Source organism: Sessilibacter corallicola (genome assembly GCF_021290925.1).
Lineage (GTDB): Bacteria > Pseudomonadota > Gammaproteobacteria > Pseudomonadales > Cellvibrionaceae > Sessilibacter > Sessilibacter corallicola.
Genome location: NZ_JAJSLX010000001.1, coordinates 1,183,302 through 1,202,752 on the forward strand (window position 1 = coordinate 1,183,302; position 19,451 = coordinate 1,202,752).

Below are 19,451 nucleotides of genomic sequence, written 5' to 3' on the forward strand. Positions count from 1 at the left end.
CGATTAGTAAATACTTACTCGCCACGTTTCTTAACGCTGTTGAGCAAGCCTGCCAAATTGGCCGCTTTCGGTTTTACTAACCAGAATTTACCTAAGTAATCTTCGAAGTTCTCCAGTAACTCCTGACCCCAGGCACTGTCGGTTTCTTTAACAAATTCTTCGATCACACCACGCAAGTGGTTGCGATGACCTTCGGTCGCTTCGCGGTGAATACGTTGAATTTCAATCAGCTCGTGGTTGTATTTGTCGACAAAGGTATTGGACTGATCCAACACATACGCGAAACCACCGGTCATACCAGCACCGAAGTTGACGCCAGTCTCACCTAATACGGTTACCACACCACCGGTCATGTATTCACAACAGTGATCACCGGCACCTTCAACAACCACATGGGCGCCAGAGTTACGCACTGCACAGCGCTCACCAGCACGGCCAGAGGCGAACAACTTACCGCCTGTTGCACCGTACAAACAGGTGTTACCCATAATACTGGTAGAGTGGCTATCAAAGCCTGAACCCACAGGTGGGCGCAGCACAATCTTACCGCCAGCCATACCTTTACCGACGTAATCGTTTGCATCACCTTCTAGGTACAACTCAAGGCCACCGGCATTCCAAACACCGAAACTTTGACCCGCAATACCGGATAACTTCAGTTTGATCGGAGCGTCGCTCATACCCTGGTTACCGTGACGCTTGGCAATTTCACCGCTGACGCGGGCGCCAATCGAGCGATCACAGTTGGTGATTTCAAATTCGAATTCACCGCCAGACTTAGCTTCGATTGCAGGCAGTACAGTTTCGACAATTTCTTCTGCCTTCAGACCTTCATCAAACGGTTTATTGCGTTCAACTTCACAATGCTGAGGCTTGGTTTCTAGGAAATCGTCCGTATGAATAATTGGACTCAAATCCAAACGCGATTGTTTTGCGGTCTCACCTTCAACCAGCTCAAGCAAGTCGACTCGACCCACCAACTCTTGAATACTGCGAACACCAACTTTGGCCATCCACTCACGCGCTTCTTCAGCAACAAACTTGAAGAAGTTCATCGCCATATTGACAGTGCCAATGTAGTGGTCTTGGCGAAGATCATCACGTTGAGTTGCAACACCGGTTGCACAGTTATTCAAGTGACAAATTCGTAGATATTTACAGCCAAGCGCAACCATTGGTGCGGTTCCGAAACCGAAACTTTCAGCACCTAACATCGCCGCTTTGATAACATCCAAACCAGTTTTTAAGCCGCCGTCAGTCTGAACTCTTACTTTGCCGCGCAAGTCGTTGGCACGAAGTGTTTGGTGAGTTTCTGACAGACCCAACTCCCAAGGAGAGCCAGCGTAACGGATGGACGTCAACGGGCTCGCAGCAGTACCGCCATCGTAGCCAGAAATAGTAATTAAGTCGGCGTAGGCTTTTGCAACACCGGCAGCAATTGTTCCCACACCCGGGCGAGAAACCAGTTTCACAGAAACCAATGCTTCTGGGTTGACTTGCTTCAAGTCGTAAATCAACTGAGCCAAGTCTTCAATCGAGTAGATATCGTGGTGCGGCGGAGGAGAAATCAACGTCACGCCCGGTACGGAATATCGCAAGCGAGCAATCAAGTCATTGACTTTACCGCCAGGCAACTGACCACCTTCACCCGGTTTTGCACCCTGTGCCACCTTGATTTGCAACACTTGAGCGTTAACAAGGTAATGTGGAGTCACACCGAATCGACCGGAGGCAATCTGTTTGATTTTGGAGGATTTAACCGTGCCGTAACGAGCAGGGTCTTCACCGCCTTCACCTGAGTTCGAGCGGCCACCCAAGGTGTTCATAGCTTCGGCTAGCGCTTCATGAGCTTCTGGCGAAAGCGCACCGAGTGACATAGCGGCGGAGTCGAATCGTTTAACGATTTCCGAAACAGGCTCAACTTCATCCAGAGGAACCGGTTTCAGGTCAGGTTTGAATTTCAATAAATCGCGCAAGGTTGCAGTCGGGCGATCATTCACCAACGCGGCGACATCGCGCCATGCCGAATACTCACCAGACTTAACCGCACGGTGCATCGCCTGAACCACATCTGGGTTATAGGCGTGATATTCCTGACCGTGCATGTATTTCAAGATACCGCCTGGGGCAATCGGCTTGCGATTGATCCACGCTGTGGCAGCAAGAATTTTCTGATCGTCTTCTAGATCTTCAAAAGTTGCACCTTTTACGCGACTTGGCGTGCCAGGGAAACACAGATCAACGACATCATCGTCAAGACCGATGATTTCAAACAACTGAGCACCGCGGTAAGAGGCAATGGTTGAAATTCCCATTTTAGAAAGAATTTTCAACAAGCCTTTGTTAATACCACGACGATAGTTTTTGTAAGCGGTATTGGTATCAACCAACAATTCATCGGTGCGAATCAGGTCGCTCAGTACGTGATAACTCAAGTACGGATACACAGCTGTAGCGCCGTAACCAATCAACGCCGCTACCTGATGAGGATCACGAGCAGTCGCAGTTTGGATCACTAAGTTGGCATCACAGCGCAAACCGGCGTGAGTGAGGTGGTGGTGAACAGCACCGGTTGCCAACAAGGCATGGATCGGTAGATTGCCTTGAGGAATACCTTGATCTGAAAGGACAACGATAACCGAACCGCCTTCAACGGCCGCCGCAACATCAGTGCATAGGGATTCAATTGCTGCTTTCAGATTGGTTTGTTCAGGGTCATAAGACAAACTGAACTGCGCAACTTCGTAGCCAGGGCGCTTCAAATTCAACATAGATTTGAATTTCGCAGGCGACAACACTGGCGAAGTTAGAATAATTCGGTCCGCGTGGTCTGGAGACAATTGGAAAACATTCATCTCTCGACCGATGCACGTTTCAAGCGACATAACAATCGCTTCACGCAGCGGATCAATAGGTGGATTGGTCACCTGAGCGAACTGCTGGCGCAAATAGTCATAAGTGGTGCGCTGCATCTTAGACAGTACGGCCATTGGGGTATCGTCACCCATTGAACCCACCGCTTCCTGGCCGGCTTCCGCCAACGGACGCAACACTTGATCACGCTCTTCGGAACTGACTTGGAACAGCTTCATTGCTGCTTTCAGCTCGTCGGCGTTGAGATCTGTCTCTTCTAAATCCGCATTCAACGTCGATTCTAAGCGCAGAGCACGCTTTTTAAGCCAATGCTTGTAAGGGTGGCTTTTCTTGAGATCGTTATCGACATCATCGGTGTGATGCAATTGTCCGGTTTCTGTATCAACCGACAGAATTTGACCAGGTCCTAAACGACCTTTGGCAACCACTTCTTCTGGCTTGTAATCGTGAGTTCCAACCTCAGAGGCAACCGTAATGTGACCATCTTTGGTGATAACCCAGCGAGACGGACGAAGACCGTTTCTATCAAGGGTACACACTGCGTATCGGCCATCGGTAATTACCAAGCCCGCAGGGCCATCCCAAGGTTCGATGTGCATGGAGTTGTATTCGTAGAACGCACGGAGGTTAGGATCCATGGTTTCAACGTTTTGCCAAGCAGGCGGCACAAGCATTCGAATCGCACGATGCAATTCCATACCACCGGTAACCATAACCTCAAGCATGTTATCAAGGCTTGAAGAGTCAGAACCTTCGCGGTTTACCAACGGTTGAATTTCGGAAAGATCCGGTAAGAATTCGCTCTCAAATTTCGGCGTACGTGCAACAGCCCAATTGCGGTTACCCATTACGGTGTTAATTTCACCGTTGTGTGCAATCATTCTAAACGGCTGAGCCAACGGCCAACGCGGCAAGGTGTTGGTTGAGAAGCGTTGATGGAATACACAAATTGCGGTTTCCAAACGTGGATCAGCAAGATCTTTATAGAACTTGTCGATGTCCACAGGCATCATTAGGCCTTTGTAAGAAAGGACTTTTGTCGCGAGACTCGCAACATAAAATGAGGGATCTTCCTTCAGAAGAGTCTCTACTTTACGGCGCGCAATAAATAGTTTCGAAGCCAGCTCTTTTTCGCTGAGATCCCGACTATTGATGAACAAATGTTTAAAAACAGGAAGAGATTCTAAAGCGATTGGCCCTAAGCACGACGGGTCAGTTGGGATTTCTCGCCAACAGACATCATTGAGGCCTAAGGCGGCTAATTCCTGTTCAACGACTTGCATTGCCGAGTTAGCAAGCTCTTCGGTCTGGCTCAACATGAAGGAGCCGATTCCGTAGAGTTCACTCAACTCAAATTGACACTCTTGCTTTGCTACATAACGCAAGAAACCATCGGGTTTTTGCAGAAGTAGACCACAGCCGTCACCGGTTTTTCCGTCGGCAGCAATACCGCCACGGTGGGTCATGCAAGTAAGGGATTCAATAGCGGTTTGAAGGAGCTTATGACTGGCGTTGCCTTTAAGATGGGCAATCAGGCCAAAGCCACAGTTATCCTTAAATTCATCAAGATTATAGAGGCCATTGCTCATAGACGGTCTCTCACAGTATTTGTTGGAAGTAATATCAGGCTCTTATGACGCTGACTTCTAACTGGCTTTACGTTTTATACGGCGCAGACATTTCAATTTGAATAATTGATTTAGAAACATCTAAAACTTTCACTCCCTTTGAGACTAAAAAGCCCCTGGGTTAAGGGGCTTGTCTGCAAATGGGCGCAAGATGTTACCGTCTCGGTCAAGCAATAGCAATCTTGACAGACCAAATTTTAACTATATAACGTTTAAGTTCGCCTAAATTACGCCAACTTCCTCAATTTGCTGTGATCGACCTTTTGATTTCTCCTACACTTCTTGGCCAAACTCCGTCCTTTTTCTGTATTTCAGGCAGAGTTTCTATCGCATTTCTGGCTTGTTGAGCGTTTGAATAATTACCTTGAAGCAAAACAAACCAATCTTGATTGTTTCTTTTTAGAGCAACCAGCTCAATAGACGCTCGATTCGATTGAATTCGGCGAAACTGTTCCAACGTCTCTTTATTACGCGCCGCCATAATTTGCAGAACATAATTTGAATCCGGGCGAGCAAGAAAAGATGAAGCGTTCGAGACCGACTGAACAGAAGCAGATTCTCTTGAAACCGGAGCCTCAGAGCTCGCCTCCAAAGGCAAATTATTGTCACCGGCCGAACTTTGCTTCTGCTCATCTACTGCAACTCTTGATGACTCAGGACTGCTCTTTAACTCGGGAATGCTCTTGGGCTCGGCGTTATCCACAGGCTCGGAAACTATCGCATCCGCATTATTTTCTTGCCCCTGTGGGTTAGACGACTCGGATTCACCAGAATTCACCACCAAAGACGCTTCAATATCTTCTTCAATAGCGCCCGGATCAATTGCCGGAGCTACTGCAACATCAGAATTTAAATACTGAGTGGACTCAGACGAACCCGATGCCACCGAGCCCGCACCAACAACAACGATATCGTTTGGCACATCTGCATTGGCTGTTTGCGAATCACTGCTCCACAACCAGTCACCAAACACAAAGATACCAAGTAACAGCGCCAAAAGAACCACACCCGCTGCCAAATGCAGAGGCGGAAGACCAAGCCGAGATGAAGCCTCGGGCTCAGCAATCGACGAGAAAACACGCTGCTCAATGTCTTCAATAATACGAGAATATCGGTTCTGACTTGCCTTGATAATCTGTTCAATACCTTCTTCATCTATGGCTGAAGAAGCTCCCAACTCGTCCGCGTAAGCCAACCATTCAGACGCAGCTGGCAAAGGCAGTTCTAAGTCATAGATCATGGCCTCAATGCCGCCAAGGCGATCCAACCTTGCCACCAATTCTTGATTACCCGCCATCACGACTTTCAGCGGAGACGACTCAAAACCAGAGGTCAGCAAACTCAGCACCATTGACAGAACTTCATCGGTCAACCAGTTGGCATCATCAATAATAACGACAGGCGAACCCATAGAATCTTGGCTCAAACACACTCGAATCCGAGCCAACAATGCGCCAATACTGTTGTCCTCAGTTTCCACAGGTTCGCCAATCAGGAGTTCTAACACCTGAGAGAGCACTTCAACCGCAGAATCAGATTCCCTAGACTTTACAACTACCGATCGTGTGGAGACTTTAAGGTCGTTGACGAGCTGCTCTAAAAAATAGCTCTTACCCTGGTCGTTATCGGCAACCACAACCAACAATTGCTCGCCATAGCGACACAGGTGCGCTGCGCGCTGGAGAACTTGCTCCCGAGCAGAGTTAAAAAACCGTTGTGAGGCTTGCGGTTGAACAGTGGGCGCACCTATAGAAACATCATCTTTCAACGGCTCACCTACTGAAGAAATTTCAGACATTTAAGCTCCAAGAAAAACCATGATTAAAGAACAATGAGAACCTAGGATTCACGGTTGCTATTCAAACAATCAATCAACAAATCGTTAGGAATATCGCTGGTGACAAACGCTTCACCCAATTGCTTCAATAACACTAAGCGCAACCGGCCATCCATGACTTTTTTATCCACCGACATCAGGGATAGGTACTGATCATTGGAAATTGACGCAGGGCCTTTAACAGGAAGGTTAGACCTCTCCAACAAGGTTCGAGTTCGCTGTACAACAGACTCGTCAATCAACCCCATTCGATGAGATAAGTCAGACGCCATCAACAAACCAGCGCCAACCGCTTCTCCATGCAACCACTCGCCGTAGCCCATTGCGGTTTCAATGGCGTGACCAAAGGTGTGGCCAAGATTGAGAAACGCTCGGACACCGGATTCTTTCTCGTCCAAGGCAACAATTTTTGCCTTATTTTCACAGGAACGTTTAATTGCGTAGGTCAGCGCCTCGGTATCGCACGCGAGCAATCTCTCGACATTTTCTTCCAGCCAAGAGAAAAATTCTGCATCACCTAATAAACCGTATTTAATCACTTCTGCAATACCAGCAGACAACTCTCTCGGCGGCAAGGTTTCGAGCACTTCTGTGTCCGCCAAAACAACTTGCGGCTGATAAAATGCGCCGATCATATTTTTGCCAAGTGCGTGATTAACACCCGTTTTACCACCCACGCTGGAATCAACCTGGGACAACAAGGTCGTTGGTACTTGGATGAAATTAACACCACGCTGATAACACGCCGCTGCAAAACCGGTCATATCGCCAATCACACCGCCACCTAAAGCAACGAGTGTTGTTTTACGGTTGTGTTGATTTGACAAAAGGTCATCAAAAATAAGATTGACGGTATCTAGATTCTTATAGGATTCGCCATCGGGCAAAACGACCCGAGTTACCTTATAGCCATCCAACGCCGCGCAAAACTTGTCTAAATAAAGTGGAGCAACAGTGGTATTGGTAACCACACACACTTGCGAAGATTGAATATAGGGCGTTATCAGCTCCGGATTCGTTAAAACCGAGCCAATAAAAATAGGATAGCTGCGATCACCAAGATCAACGTGAAGAGTTTCCATGTTTCTATTCCGATCCAAAACAGCGGGAAAATCTATCACATACTAAGTACACATTCACTGCACTTTAGGCGTCAAGCATGTCTAAATTGGAAATTATTTCTTCTGCCACGGATTTGGGCGTACGATTCTCTGTTGAAATTTGTGTGTGAGAAATAGACTCGTACAACGGATGACGCAAATTGATAAGCGATTCAATTTTTGCTTTTGGATCGTCAACTTGCAGCAGAGGGCGCTTGCGATCACGGCGGGTGCGCTTAAGCAACTGATTAACCGATGCGGTGAGATACACCACCCTTGCTTGCGTAGACAGCAACTCGCGATTGGCTTCACGCATAACGATGCCGCCACCCGTTGCTAATACCAATCCGGTTTCGTTCAAAAGTTCAGATAAGACGGCGGATTCACGGTCACGAAAACCTTCTTCGCCCTCGACATCAAAAATCCAGGGGATGTCCGCACCAGTCTTTTCTTCAACAACCTGATCCGTGTCTTTAAACTCGCGATTGGTCATCTGAGACAACACACGACCAATCGTCGATTTACCAACCCCCATTGGGCCAATCAAAACAATATTACTGTCTAAAGACATACCTCAAAACCCAGCTCACTCAAATCTCGCCAGTTTACTGACGTCGAACAGGATCTTCCAGCAGTCTAGGGGTGATAAAAATTAACAGCTCAGTTTTGTCGGTGTCTCGGGTAGTACGTTTAAAGAGATTGCCCACAACAGGGATGTCACTGATAAACGGTACTTTTACTTCCGCATAGGTTTCGTTGGACTGGAAAATACCACCCAAAACAATGGTTTCGCCATTCTTAACCAGAACCTGAGTATCGACCTCAGTCACGTCGATGGTCGGCGCACTGTTTGCACCAAAGGCAACCACCTCACCAATAGCATCCTGGTTAACAGTCAAATTCAGAATGATGTGATCGTCTGGGGTAATTTGTGGCGTCACCTCCAAACTCAACGTTGCATCACGATAAGCGGTTGTAGTCGCACCCGATGCAGACGCCTGCTGGAACGGAATCTCAGAACCGGAGCGAATCACAGCGGTTTGCTGATCACCAGTAACAACTTTTGGCTGAGAAATGATCTCACCGTACCCTTCTGATTCAAGAGCACTGAGCTCAAGTTCAACCAAGAAATTATCAGTGACATAACCGAAGGCAATGTCACTGGTTGCAGATACGGCACCCAAATCAACCGAACCGAAGTCACCGGTTAAAACGCCATTGTTCAATGCGATGTCGTCGTTCAAGTTACCACCGACAAACGCACTTGAGTCATCTCCGTTATCGATGTAACCCGCAGTCCACTCAACACCTAAGTCGCGCACGATATCGGTACTGGCAGTCACCAATCTCGCCTCGATTAATACTTGTCGAATTGGAATATCAATTTGGCTGACGAGACGTTTAAACTCTTCAATTTTCTCTTCGGTTTCGGTCAAGATAATCGAGTTGGTACGCTCATCAACAATAACGCTGCCGCGCTCGGACAAAATACTGGAAGTGGATTCCTCACCAGACCCGTCATCGAATAAGTTAAACAGTGCTGTCGCATCGGCATAAAGAACACGGATATGCTCAGTACGCAAAGGAGCAAGCTCAGCCAATTGACGACGTGTTTCAAGCTCTTGACGCTCACGGTTGGCAATTTCAGCCGCTGGCGCAACCATCAAAACATTACCAATTTGACGCTTGTCGAGACCCTTGGCTTTCAACACGATATCCAGCGCCTGATCCCAAGGCACATTTTCTAAGCGTAAGGTAATACGGCCATCGACTGTATCACTGGCGACCAAGTTTAAATCTGTGAAATCTGCGATCAACTGCAACACCGCACGAACCTCAATGTCCTGGAAGTTCAGCGACAGCTTCTCGCCCACAAATTGGAATTTCGATTTGCGCTCTTCAATAGCAGCATCGCTCAAAGGTTTAACAGCAACGACATACTCTTTATCTGTTTGATAAGCGAGGTATTCGTATTCACCGCTTGGATCAATGCTGATTGTGGTCACACCCGCCTGACTGTCGGCGTCGATAAAGCTCACTGGCGTAGCAAAATCGGTAACATCCAATCGACGTCTGAATTCCGCAGGAAGCGATACATTCACCAAACTAATATTAATGCCGGCAGCCGTCTCTTCAACGTCGACATTTACCGTAGGCTCTGACAATCGAATAATGACTCGACCTTCACCCTCTTCAGTGCGGCGGAAATCAACATCAGTAATTGAAACTTTAGAGCGATCAAAAACGGAACGCTGTGCAGGTGGAGCAGAATCTATTTCAGCAGACACTGAACTTGTGTTTTCGGCAACTACTGTATTTTGGCTGGTATCAGAACCGACAGTAACAAAGAACTTATCGCCGTCTTGGCGAGTCGTATAAGCAGAAGCACTGTTTAAATTCAAAATTAAACGCGTTCGCTCTTGAGCCGATAACACAATCGCACTGTCAGCATTGTCGAAAGAAAGCGGGAAACGCTTTTCATCGAGTCGACTTTCAACATTCGGAAAATCGAGAACAATTCGAGCAGGCTCATCAATAATGTAACCGACCGGATCTTCTGGAGATTCAGAAAAATCCAAGGTTACTTCAAATTTATCGCCAGGTAATGACGAGAAGCCAATATCATCAAGAGTAACTGACTGAGCGCTCACCCAATTTGAAAACGCAAGAGCCCAGGCTACAAACCCAATCGCAAATACCTGCCGACTATTTATCAACATAATTTTATTCCTGCACCGAAAGCTCTATTGTCCGTGGTCGCTCAATCCAACCATCCAGACCATCTGAAACAAGTTCTAATACGGTTAACTGATTTTGAGAAGCCGTGACAATTTTTCCATGATCACGACCGAGATAATTACCTTTTCGAACGCGGTGAATACCGCCACGCCCATCATCGATCAAAGCCCACAATGAACCTTCACGCTCAAGGGTTCCCACCATAGTGAGTGATGCGATAGAGAAGTTCTCCAAAAACTCACGCACTCGGTTCAAATCTGGCTGTATGTCCGCACTGCCACCACCCACAAATTCTTCAATAGCTCGAACAGGAGGTTGGAAGGGACTGCGTTTTGTCGCAGCGGAATACGTAAAGGATTGATAAGGCGTAAAGCTCGGGAGTGGGTCAATAGCACCAGCAGGACGACGCTTTGTCTCTGCGATGTACTGGGTCAAATCTCCGTTATTAGCTCCGCCGCAAGCGCTAAGCACGCCCGCAGTTACAACCAACAAAATCAGCTTGCTCAACCGAGTTATATTTAGCCGCAGGGCAATCTTATCTAACATCATAAAATTAACTATTCCTGAGGTTTATAACGATAGGTTTTTGCCAAAATTTTCATTTCAAGCAAGGCGCCGCGATCATTTTTATCGATAGAATAATTGTGCAAAGTCACAATTCGCGGCAGCGAGGCCACACCACTGACAAACGACCCCAACTGATGATAACCACCAACGACGTTAATAGAAATTGGCAGCTCTACATAGAATTCTTTGATAACTTCCTCTTGAAGATCAATGCCTTTAATTTCCAATCCAGCCGCATTACCACGTTCGGTAATGTCTTCTAACAAACCGGGCACTTCTGAGTCTTTTGGCAACTGCGATAAAAGCGCGCCAAAAGCTTCTTCCATTTCCATCATCTGATTACGGTAGGCATCTAAGTTTGCCGCTTCGTAAGCACGATTATTAAACGTGGTCCTCAGCTGGGTTTCTTTGGCAACCTCCCGATTAAGGCTAGCATTCAAATCTTTAACTTTAAAAAAGTAGGCGCCAACCAAAATTAGGATAAACACCATTATCCAAATGAAAATCCGACCGGCTATTGGCCAAGTCCCAATTCTCTCGAAATCTAGATCATTAAAATCTAATTCTTTGAGCTGATCTAGGGTATCCGCAAGAGACATCTCTACACCCCATCCTTTTTGCCGTCGTCAGGAGACGATATTTGCACAGTCATCTTAAAAGCGTTTGGAATCAGCTCGTCATCACCACCTTCACGGGCTCGACTCACACTTTGAAGATTCGGGCTTTCAAACCATTGCGATTCATCCAACTGCCGCATTAAAGATGAAACACGGTTGTTAGATTCAGCGATACCAGAAACTGATATCTGCTGGCCTTCACGCGATAACTGCGTAAAGTAAACACCATCGGGAACCATTCTAACGAGATCATCAAATACACGAACAATCTGCGGGCGATTACCCTGCAAACTTTGGATGACATCCATCCGGCCAATCAGCTCTTCACGACGGCGACGCAGATCTTTAATTTCATCGACCTTTTGCTCAAGCTGAGTAATTTCTCGTTGCAACATATTGTTGCGAATTCTTTGCGATTCAATATCGGTATTAACGGCGCTAAACCAAACAAAAACCGCAGCGCCTGCGGCAATACAAACAACCACTAATACGGTGTAAAACTGCTTCTGTTTTTCTGCCCTGAGTTCGTCGCGCCAGGGTAAAAGGTTAATATTGGCCATTATTCAAAACTCCTCAGAGCCAAACCAACGGCAATCATCAATGAAGGAGCATCGCCTGCCAATACGGTGGAATTCACTCGCGATGCAACAGACATTTTCGCAAATGGATTAGCCACAGTCGTTTGCGTGCCGAGCTTCTCTTCAATCATTGAAGCCATTCCCTCTAATGTTGCAACACCGCCGGCCAAAATAATCTGATCGACATCACTGTACTGGCTGGATGAAAAGAAGAATTGCAACGAACGTGTGACCTGTTGCACTACAGCTTCTTTAAAAGGCTCTAATACTTCAAGAGTGTAATCGTCAGGTAAACCACCCTGCTTTTTCGCAAGCCCCGCTTCTTCTGTTGATAAACCGTAGCGACGCTGAATTTCTTCAGTTAACTGCTTTCCACCAAACAACTGCTCACGGGTATACACCGTTTTACCATCGACAAGTACACTCAAGGTCGTCATGGTTGCGCCAATATCAACAATGGCAACCACTTGATCTTCCTGGTCTTCGAGCTGATCAGAAATTAGAGAGAACGCTCTCTCCATAGTATAGGCTTCAACGTCAATTACTTTAGCGGTCAAACCAGAAAGCGCTAAAACCTCAGCTCGTAAATCAACGTGCTCGCGACGGCAAGCAGCCAACAAAACATTAAGCTGGCCTTCATTGGAGGTAGATTCGCCCTGAACTTCAAAATCCAGTGCAACCTCTTCTAAGGGGTAGGGAATGTATTGATCTGCTTCGAGGGTAATTTGAGTTTCTAACGCGTCATCAGAAAGCCCGGCGGGCATTTCAATGACCTTGGTAATTACTGCCGATCCGGCAACAGCAACTGCGGCAGTTTTTACTTTGGTTTTCGAACCTTGGATAAGATTGCGTAAAACCTCCGCGACAACTTCGACCTCGTTGATGTTCTTCTCGACAACAGCATTTGCCGGGAGTGGTCGAACCGCATAGCTTTCCACACGGTAGCCATTGCTACTTCGACTGAGTTCCACCAGCTTGATCGCAGTTGAACTGATGTCCAGGCCAAGCACAGGTTTTGGCTTGCTTTCGAATATGTCAAGAATTCCCATTTTTCTATCAAATTCCGCTACTTAGCTAGCATTTATGTTATAGCACTTTAACTTAAACGTGCAATATGACAACAATTAGTTAATGCAACAAAAACGACTTATAATGTTCTAATGCTCAATCTTTGACCCTAAGCCATTAATTAATAAAGAAAAAATGTCTCGAACAAAAATCGTTATCTCTGTCACGTTTTGGCTAACACTGTTTTTCGCAGGGTCGTCAGCCGTATTTTTAGCCGGTATCTATCTTTATTTAACGCCTAAATTACCCGACGTAGAAACCTTAAAGGAAACTAAATTTCAAATCCCTCTAAGAATTTACACTCGCGATGAGAAATTGATTGGCGAATTTGGAGAAAAACGTCGAAGCCCAGTCAGTTTCGACGAAATTCCAGAAAACTACACGCATGCAATATTATCGGCCGAGGACGACAGATTTTACTCACATGGCGGCGTCGATATAAAAGGCCTTTTGCGAGCAGCTTCACAAATATTACAAACGGGAGAAATTCAAGGCGGTGGCAGCACGATTACAATGCAAGTCGCCCGAAATTTTTTCTTAACTCGCGAACAAGTATTTACGCGTAAGTTCAACGAAATACTTTTGGCACTGCAAATCGAACGCGAGCTAACAAAAGAAGAAATTCTCACTTTATATGTGAATAAAATCTACCTAGGCAATCGCGCTTACGGAATTCAAGCCGCCGCACAAGTTTACTACGGAAAAAATATTGATGAATTAAGTCTAGCGCAAATCGCTATGATCGCGGGTCTGCCAAAAGCACCTTCTGCCTTCAACCCTATCGTCAATCCAAAACGCGCGTTGATTCGCCGCAACTGGATTTTAGGGCGCATGCTGGAGCTTAAATACATCTCTCAACCCGAATACGACCTTGCCATAGCAGAGCCGGTTACGGCAAAAAACCACGGCGCAGTCGTTGACCTTTACGCACCTTACGTTGCCGAAATGGCGCGAAAAGAAATTATTAATCGTTTTGGCTTAAGTGCTTATACCGACGGTTATCGCGCTTATCTATCCGTCGACTCTACGCTACAAGCTTCGGCGCAAACAGCGGTGGTTAATGGTCTGGAAGAATACGATAAGCGTCACGGTTATCGAGGTCCAGAAGCAACATTAGAAACAACTGCAGTAACAGAACAAGCGCTGCCAAAATTCATTGTCGCTATCGATGAACCTGCTGTCGGTGAATTCGAACTCAACGACGACAAAACACTTGTTAGAGATCAAACCCAAATTTTAAATTCCCAAACCCCAATCGGTGACCTGACTGATCTAGCAGAAAATGTAAAAACCGATATCGAAGAAGAATTATTCGACACGCTAGTCGCCGATTACAACAAAGAGCAATGGTTGGAATTTCTAAAGAATATTCCCACTTACGCAGGAAGAATTCCCGGTGCAGTTACACGAGTTTCTGATGCCGGTATTCATGTGTTGCTCGATAGCGATGACGAAATATTCGTACCTGTTGAAAACGGTTTAGAGAAAATTAGAACTTACTTAAGTGAAAACAGCCGAACTGCACCGCACAAATCTCCACGTGACTTTATTAATCCGGGCGATGTCGTTCGAGTTTTTGAAACAGAAAATGATTGGCACTTTGGTCAAATTCCAGAAGCTCAAGGCGCACTTGTTGCCCTCGATCCAAAAGATGGCGGTATTCGCGCTTTAGTTGGCGGCTACGATTTTAATCAAAGTCATTTCAACCGCGCTGTACAAGCCACTCGACAACCGGGCTCAAACTTCAAACCTTTTATTTATACCACAGCGTTGGAAAATGGCTTTACGCCAGCGACGATTGTCAACGATGCGCCAATTGTTTTCGACGATGCCAGCTTAGAAAGTACATGGCGCCCTGAAAACTCTTCCGGAAAGTTCTACGGCCCGACTCGTTTGCGAGTTGCGCTTTACAACTCCAGAAATCTTGTTTCCATTCGCGTGCTCCAAAGCATGGGCATCAATACCACCATTGAAAACCTCGAACGGTTTGGCTTTGAAGGTGACAATCTTCCCAGAGATTTATCACTCGCTCTTGGCAGTCACGCTTTAACGCCAATGCAAATTGCGACAGGCTATTCCTCGTTTGCCAACGGCGGCTACAAAGTCAGTCCGTACTTGATCGACAAGATCGAAGACTCCGACGAAAACAGCATTTATCTCAGCCGCCCAGAAACAGTTTGCGATGACATTTGTCAGCGTGAAAAGGAAATTGCTGAACTAACTGCTCTGGCGGAACAAGAATTAGAAATTATTAATGAAGCCAGCTTGGGATTCGAAGCGTTCGAGACAGAGACCATGAATTTGGAAGATGACGTCTATGAATCCGAACTTGAACCGACACCGCAAGCAAAACGCATCATGTCGAAGCAAGTAAACTTCCTGATTAACTCCATGCTCCGCGACGTCGTAAAAAGAGGTACCGGCCGAAAAGCGTTAACACTTAAGCGCGATGATCTTGCGGGTAAAACCGGCACAACTAACGGCCCAACCGACGCTTGGTTTTCGGGGTACAACAGCCAACTGGTTGCAACGACCTGGGTCGGCTTTGATCAAAACCAGCTGCTTGGCGTTCGCGAATTTGGTGGCTCTGCGGCATTACCCATTTGGATAGAATTTATGGAAACCGCCCTTAACGGAGTGCCAGAAGATAACGTGCGCCAACCCAACGGTATTGTGTCGGTGAAAATCAATCCCGAAACTGGCGGTCGAGCCAGACAAGACGATCCCGATGCAATCTTTGAGGTTTTCCGCGCCGAAAATGCACCTCAGCCTATTATCGGCAACCAAGACGATAAAGTAGCCGATTCCATCGAAGAACTCTTTTAACAAATCACGTTGGGTCAGACTTAGCTGACCCAAACGCCAGACACAAAAAAGCCCTGTTAAAACAGGGCTTTTTTGTAGGAATTCGGATTCGCTTACTTCTTGATGCGGCTGCCGAAACGCTTGGTGAAGCGATCAATACGACCACCAGTGTCTACTACTTTTTGCTTACCGGTGTAGAACGGGTGACAAGAAGAACATACATCTAAGTGGATGTCTTTGCCTAGAGTAGACTTAGTAGTGATGGTGTTGCCACAGCTGCAAGTTGCGGTAACTTCAGTGTATTTAGGATGAATATCTGCTTTCATAAGAATAGCTCACTCGTTTTTGCGCCGCCACCCAATCTTGTGTTGAGCACCGCACAACGGTTAATGTTAGCGAAATTTGCGAGGGCGCGATCTTACCAGAATCCCGACCCAAGACAACTATTGTAAACCACAAATAACGGTTATTACTCCTAATTTTTTGTATTACACGTGATTATTCTTCAAATAGCTCTGCCCGTCCCTCTTCGAAGAACCTTCGACTACCTGCCCAATGGCGAATTCAAAACCGATCTAACACCAGCCAATCGTTCCGAATTTATTGGCTGTCGCTGCGAAGTACCATTTGGCAAAGGCAACGGACGCAAGCTGGTGGGTATTATTACCGACATAAAAACAGAAGCATCACTCGACATCAGCAAACTCAAACACATTACTCGGTTGATTGATCAATCGCCTCTGGTGTCGACACACTTTTTTGAGCTTTGCATGTGGGCAAGTACTTACTACCAACACGCTCTCGGAGAGGTATTTGATACAGCCTTACCTAAAAAACTGCGCCAAGGGGAGCAAATCACACTAACACCGCAAATTCTGTGGTCTGCCACCACCGAAGCCCGAGGGCTCTCGGACAACGCCCTTAAGAATGCACGAACTCAAAAAGCCGCTCTCAACCACCTTATCAATCGCTCTCTTTCCTTGGCAGAGCTGAAAGACCTTTGCATAAAAAATACGACCCTGAAAGAGCTTGAGAAGAAAAACCTAGCCGTCAAAATCGAGCAAACCCCCAAACCAACCCCGCCCTCGGTAAATCCGACACCTTACTCGTTGAGCCAAGAACAATCCCAGGCGCTTGAGCATTTTAGTTTGCAAGGGTTTAACACCTGGCTTCTTGAGGGCAGTACCGGCAGCGGTAAAACAGAAATTTATCTGCAAGCGATTGCGCAAGCCATCAGCAACGGAAATCAAGCGTTGGTTTTGATTCCCGAAATTGGTCTCAGCCCACAAACCATCGCTCGCTTTAATGCCCGATTCAATGCCGAAATCGTGACGTTAAATTCAGCCATGAACGATACCGAGCGTGCTGAAAGCTGGCTTAAAGCAAAATTGGGCATCGCCGATATTGTCATCGGAACCCGTTCTTCAATATTCACGCCCATGCCAAGACTTGGCGTGATCATCATAGATGAAGAACACGACTTATCGTTTAAGCAACAAGACGGACTTCGATACAACGCCCGAGACCTCGCCATTGTTCGTGCACAAAAGCTGAATATTCCCGTGATTCTCGGCTCAGCCACACCAACATTAGAAACACTGCACAACGCTCGTTCCGGCCGCTTCCAGCACCTAAAACTCACCGCCAAACCAAAACATCAATCAGAAACGGTTATTGATTTGCAGGACGTGTGTGGAAAAACGCTGTACCAAGGGTTGAGCCAGGAATCACTGGCAGAACTGAAACACACTTTGGATCAAGGCCAGCAAGCCCTGGTGTTTATCAACCGACGTGGTTTTGCACCGGCGCTGATTTGCCACCACTGTGGGTGGGTTGCAAAATGTGGAAATTGCGATGCCAATATGACCGTGCATCATCATCCACATCACTTGCGCTGCCATCATTGCGACCACCAAAAACCCTTACTGCGCCAGTGTCCTTCTTGTTTTAGCCCAGAACTCACCGACATCGGTACCGGCACCGAAAAAGTAGAACAATTACTGCAACAACAATTTCCAGATCATCCAGTCATTCGAGTCGATCGCGACACCACACAAAGGAAAAACGCCTTTGCTCAACTACTTGAGCCCGTTTATGAGGGCCAACCTAGCCTTCTAATCGGCACTCAAATGCTGGTCAAAGGCCATCATTTTCCGAAACTAACCCTTGTGGTGGTGGTTGATGCTGATGGCGGCTTACTCAGTGGCGATTTCAGGGGCACCGAACGCACGGCACAAATTCTGTTGCAAGTTGCAGGGCGTGCAGGAAGAGAAGAGTTGTCGGGAAAAGTCATTATTCAAACTCATCATCCAGACCATCCATTACTGGAGACATTATTTCAGTCAGGCTACAGCCAGTTTGCCAGCGAGCTTCTGGAAGAACGCCAGCTCACAGAGATGCCACCGTTCAGTTATTTGGCTATCGTTAGAGCAGAATCACGCAATCCACAAGAAGCTATCCAATTTTTAACCAGCTGCCGAGAATCGCTGAATCACCACAGCAGTGCTACAGCAAACGTCCACCTATTGGGGCCACTGCCAGCCGCCATGGAGCGTAAAAACCAAAACTACCGATTTTTCGTACAGATTAAGTCAACAAACAGACCGACGTTACAGGCACTTCTATGTTCCGCCGTACCCAGCTTTGAAAAGATACCTGGGAATGCCAAAGTTCGCTGGTCGGTCGATGTTGATCCGCAAGAGATGCCGTGATTGACAATATTTATTAAGCGGCACGAACCGATAGCGATAATTTAAATATACTATTAATTGAATTTCTTTAATTAATTTCTACAATCATTAAGAACAGCGTACATTCTCCTCATCGAAACGAACAACAGCTAAGAGAGGAATTCAACATGCTTAACACAAAAGAAGGCCACAAAGTTCCTAGCGTTACTTTCCGCACCCGCAGCGGCAACGACTGGAAAGACATTACTACCGACGAATTATTTGCTGGAAAAACCGTTATCGTATTTGCGCTTCCAGGTGCATTTACACCAACTTGCTCAACCACTCATTTACCGCGCTACAACGAATTAGCACCGGTATTTAAAGCAAACGGCGTCGATGACATTGTCTGTGTTTCAGTGAATGATGGTTTCGTCATGCAAGCTTGGCAAAAAGACCAAAACGCCGAAAACATCACGTTTATTCCAGATGGCAACGGTGAATTCTCAGAAGGTATGGGAATGTTGGTCGGCAAAGAAGATTTAGGTTTCGGCAAACGCAGCTGGCGTTACTCCATGCTTGTAAAAGACGGTGTAATCGAAAAAATGTTTATCGAACCAGAAAAACCAGGCGACCCGTTTGAAGTATCTGATGCCGATACCATGATTGATTACATCAATCCCAACGCTGAGCAACCAAAACGCGTGACCATTTTCACCAAACCTGGCTGCCCACACTGCACACGCGCTAAAAATGTTTTGGTCGAAAAAGGCTTGAAATACGAAGAAATCGAACTCGGCCAAAAAGGTTTAAGTTTCTCAAGTTTAATGGCCGTGACCGGTGCTGGCACAACACCGCAAGTATTTATCGAAGGTAAATTAATTGGTACTGCTGACGACTTAGAAGCGTACTTTGCAAATTAACAATCCATAAATACATCCCGAATAAAAATGCCGGGTTTAGCCCGGC

The 19,451-nt window shown here is 46.6% G+C and carries 13 protein-coding genes; 3 read left to right on the top strand and 10 right to left on the bottom strand.

Annotated features, from left to right (window positions below; all coding sequences use genetic code 11):
* Positions 1-14: 14 nt before the first annotated feature.
* The 9 genes from gltB to LU361_RS04985 form a co-directional block, all read right to left on the bottom strand.
* On the bottom strand, positions 15-4,463 hold the full coding sequence (gene gltB / locus LU361_RS04945; protein ID WP_233087547.1) for a glutamate synthase large subunit: 4,449 nt from the start codon (positions 4,461-4,463) through the stop codon (positions 15-17).
* Positions 4,464-4,743: 280 nt separating this feature from the next.
* Positions 4,744-6,300, bottom strand: coding sequence for an SPOR domain-containing protein (locus LU361_RS04950; protein WP_233087549.1), 1,557 nt, complete (start codon positions 6,298-6,300; stop codon positions 4,744-4,746).
* Positions 6,301-6,341: 41 nt separating this feature from the next.
* A complete protein-coding gene (gene aroB / locus LU361_RS04955; RefSeq protein ID WP_233087557.1) occupies positions 6,342-7,421 on the bottom strand; it encodes a 3-dehydroquinate synthase in 1,080 nt (359 codons plus the stop codon).
* 64 nt (positions 7,422-7,485) lie between these two features.
* Entirely contained in the window at positions 7,486-8,010 is a 525-nt protein-coding gene (gene aroK / locus LU361_RS04960; RefSeq protein WP_233087559.1) for a shikimate kinase AroK, read from the bottom strand.
* A 34-nt stretch (positions 8,011-8,044) separates the two neighbouring features.
* Complete coding sequence (locus LU361_RS04965) at positions 8,045-10,159, bottom strand: type IV pilus secretin PilQ (RefSeq protein WP_233087561.1); 2,115 nt, start codon at positions 10,157-10,159, stop codon at positions 8,045-8,047.
* Between the two features lie 4 nt (positions 10,160-10,163).
* Positions 10,164-10,727, bottom strand: a complete 564-nt coding sequence (locus LU361_RS04970; RefSeq protein ID WP_233087570.1) for a pilus assembly protein PilP — start codon at positions 10,725-10,727, stop codon at positions 10,164-10,166.
* A gap of 8 nt (positions 10,728-10,735) precedes the next feature.
* Complete coding sequence (locus LU361_RS04975; RefSeq protein ID WP_233087572.1) at positions 10,736-11,344, bottom strand: type IV pilus inner membrane component PilO; 609 nt, start codon at positions 11,342-11,344, stop codon at positions 10,736-10,738.
* Positions 11,345-11,346: 2 nt separating this feature from the next.
* Positions 11,347-11,922 (bottom strand): PilN domain-containing protein, encoded by a 576-nt coding sequence (locus tag LU361_RS04980; RefSeq protein WP_233087574.1) that lies wholly within the window; start codon positions 11,920-11,922, stop codon positions 11,347-11,349.
* A complete protein-coding gene (locus LU361_RS04985) occupies positions 11,922-12,989 on the bottom strand; it encodes a pilus assembly protein PilM (protein WP_233087576.1) in 1,068 nt (355 codons plus the stop codon). Before LU361_RS04985 ends, LU361_RS04980 begins: the two co-directional genes overlap by 1 nt.
* A gap of 154 nt (positions 12,990-13,143) precedes the next feature.
* Here LU361_RS04985 and LU361_RS04990 point away from each other — a divergent pair, with 154 nt between their 5' ends.
* Positions 13,144-15,834: a penicillin-binding protein 1A gene (locus tag LU361_RS04990; RefSeq protein WP_233087578.1), complete on the top strand. Its 2,691-nt coding sequence runs from the start codon at positions 13,144-13,146 to the stop codon at positions 15,832-15,834.
* 92 nt (positions 15,835-15,926) lie between these two features.
* Here LU361_RS04990 and rpmE read toward each other — a convergent pair whose 3' ends face one another.
* Positions 15,927-16,139: a 50S ribosomal protein L31 gene (gene rpmE / locus LU361_RS04995; protein WP_233087588.1), complete on the bottom strand. Its 213-nt coding sequence runs from the start codon at positions 16,137-16,139 to the stop codon at positions 15,927-15,929.
* Positions 16,140-16,307: 168 nt separating this feature from the next.
* Here rpmE and LU361_RS05000 point away from each other — a divergent pair, with 168 nt between their 5' ends.
* Positions 16,308-18,524, top strand: a complete 2,217-nt coding sequence (locus LU361_RS05000) for a primosomal protein N' (protein ID WP_233087590.1) — start codon at positions 16,308-16,310, stop codon at positions 18,522-18,524.
* 146 nt (positions 18,525-18,670) lie between these two features.
* Positions 18,671-19,405: a glutathione peroxidase gene (locus LU361_RS05005; RefSeq protein WP_233087592.1), complete on the top strand. Its 735-nt coding sequence runs from the start codon at positions 18,671-18,673 to the stop codon at positions 19,403-19,405.
* The last annotated feature ends 46 nt before the right edge of the window (positions 19,406-19,451 follow it).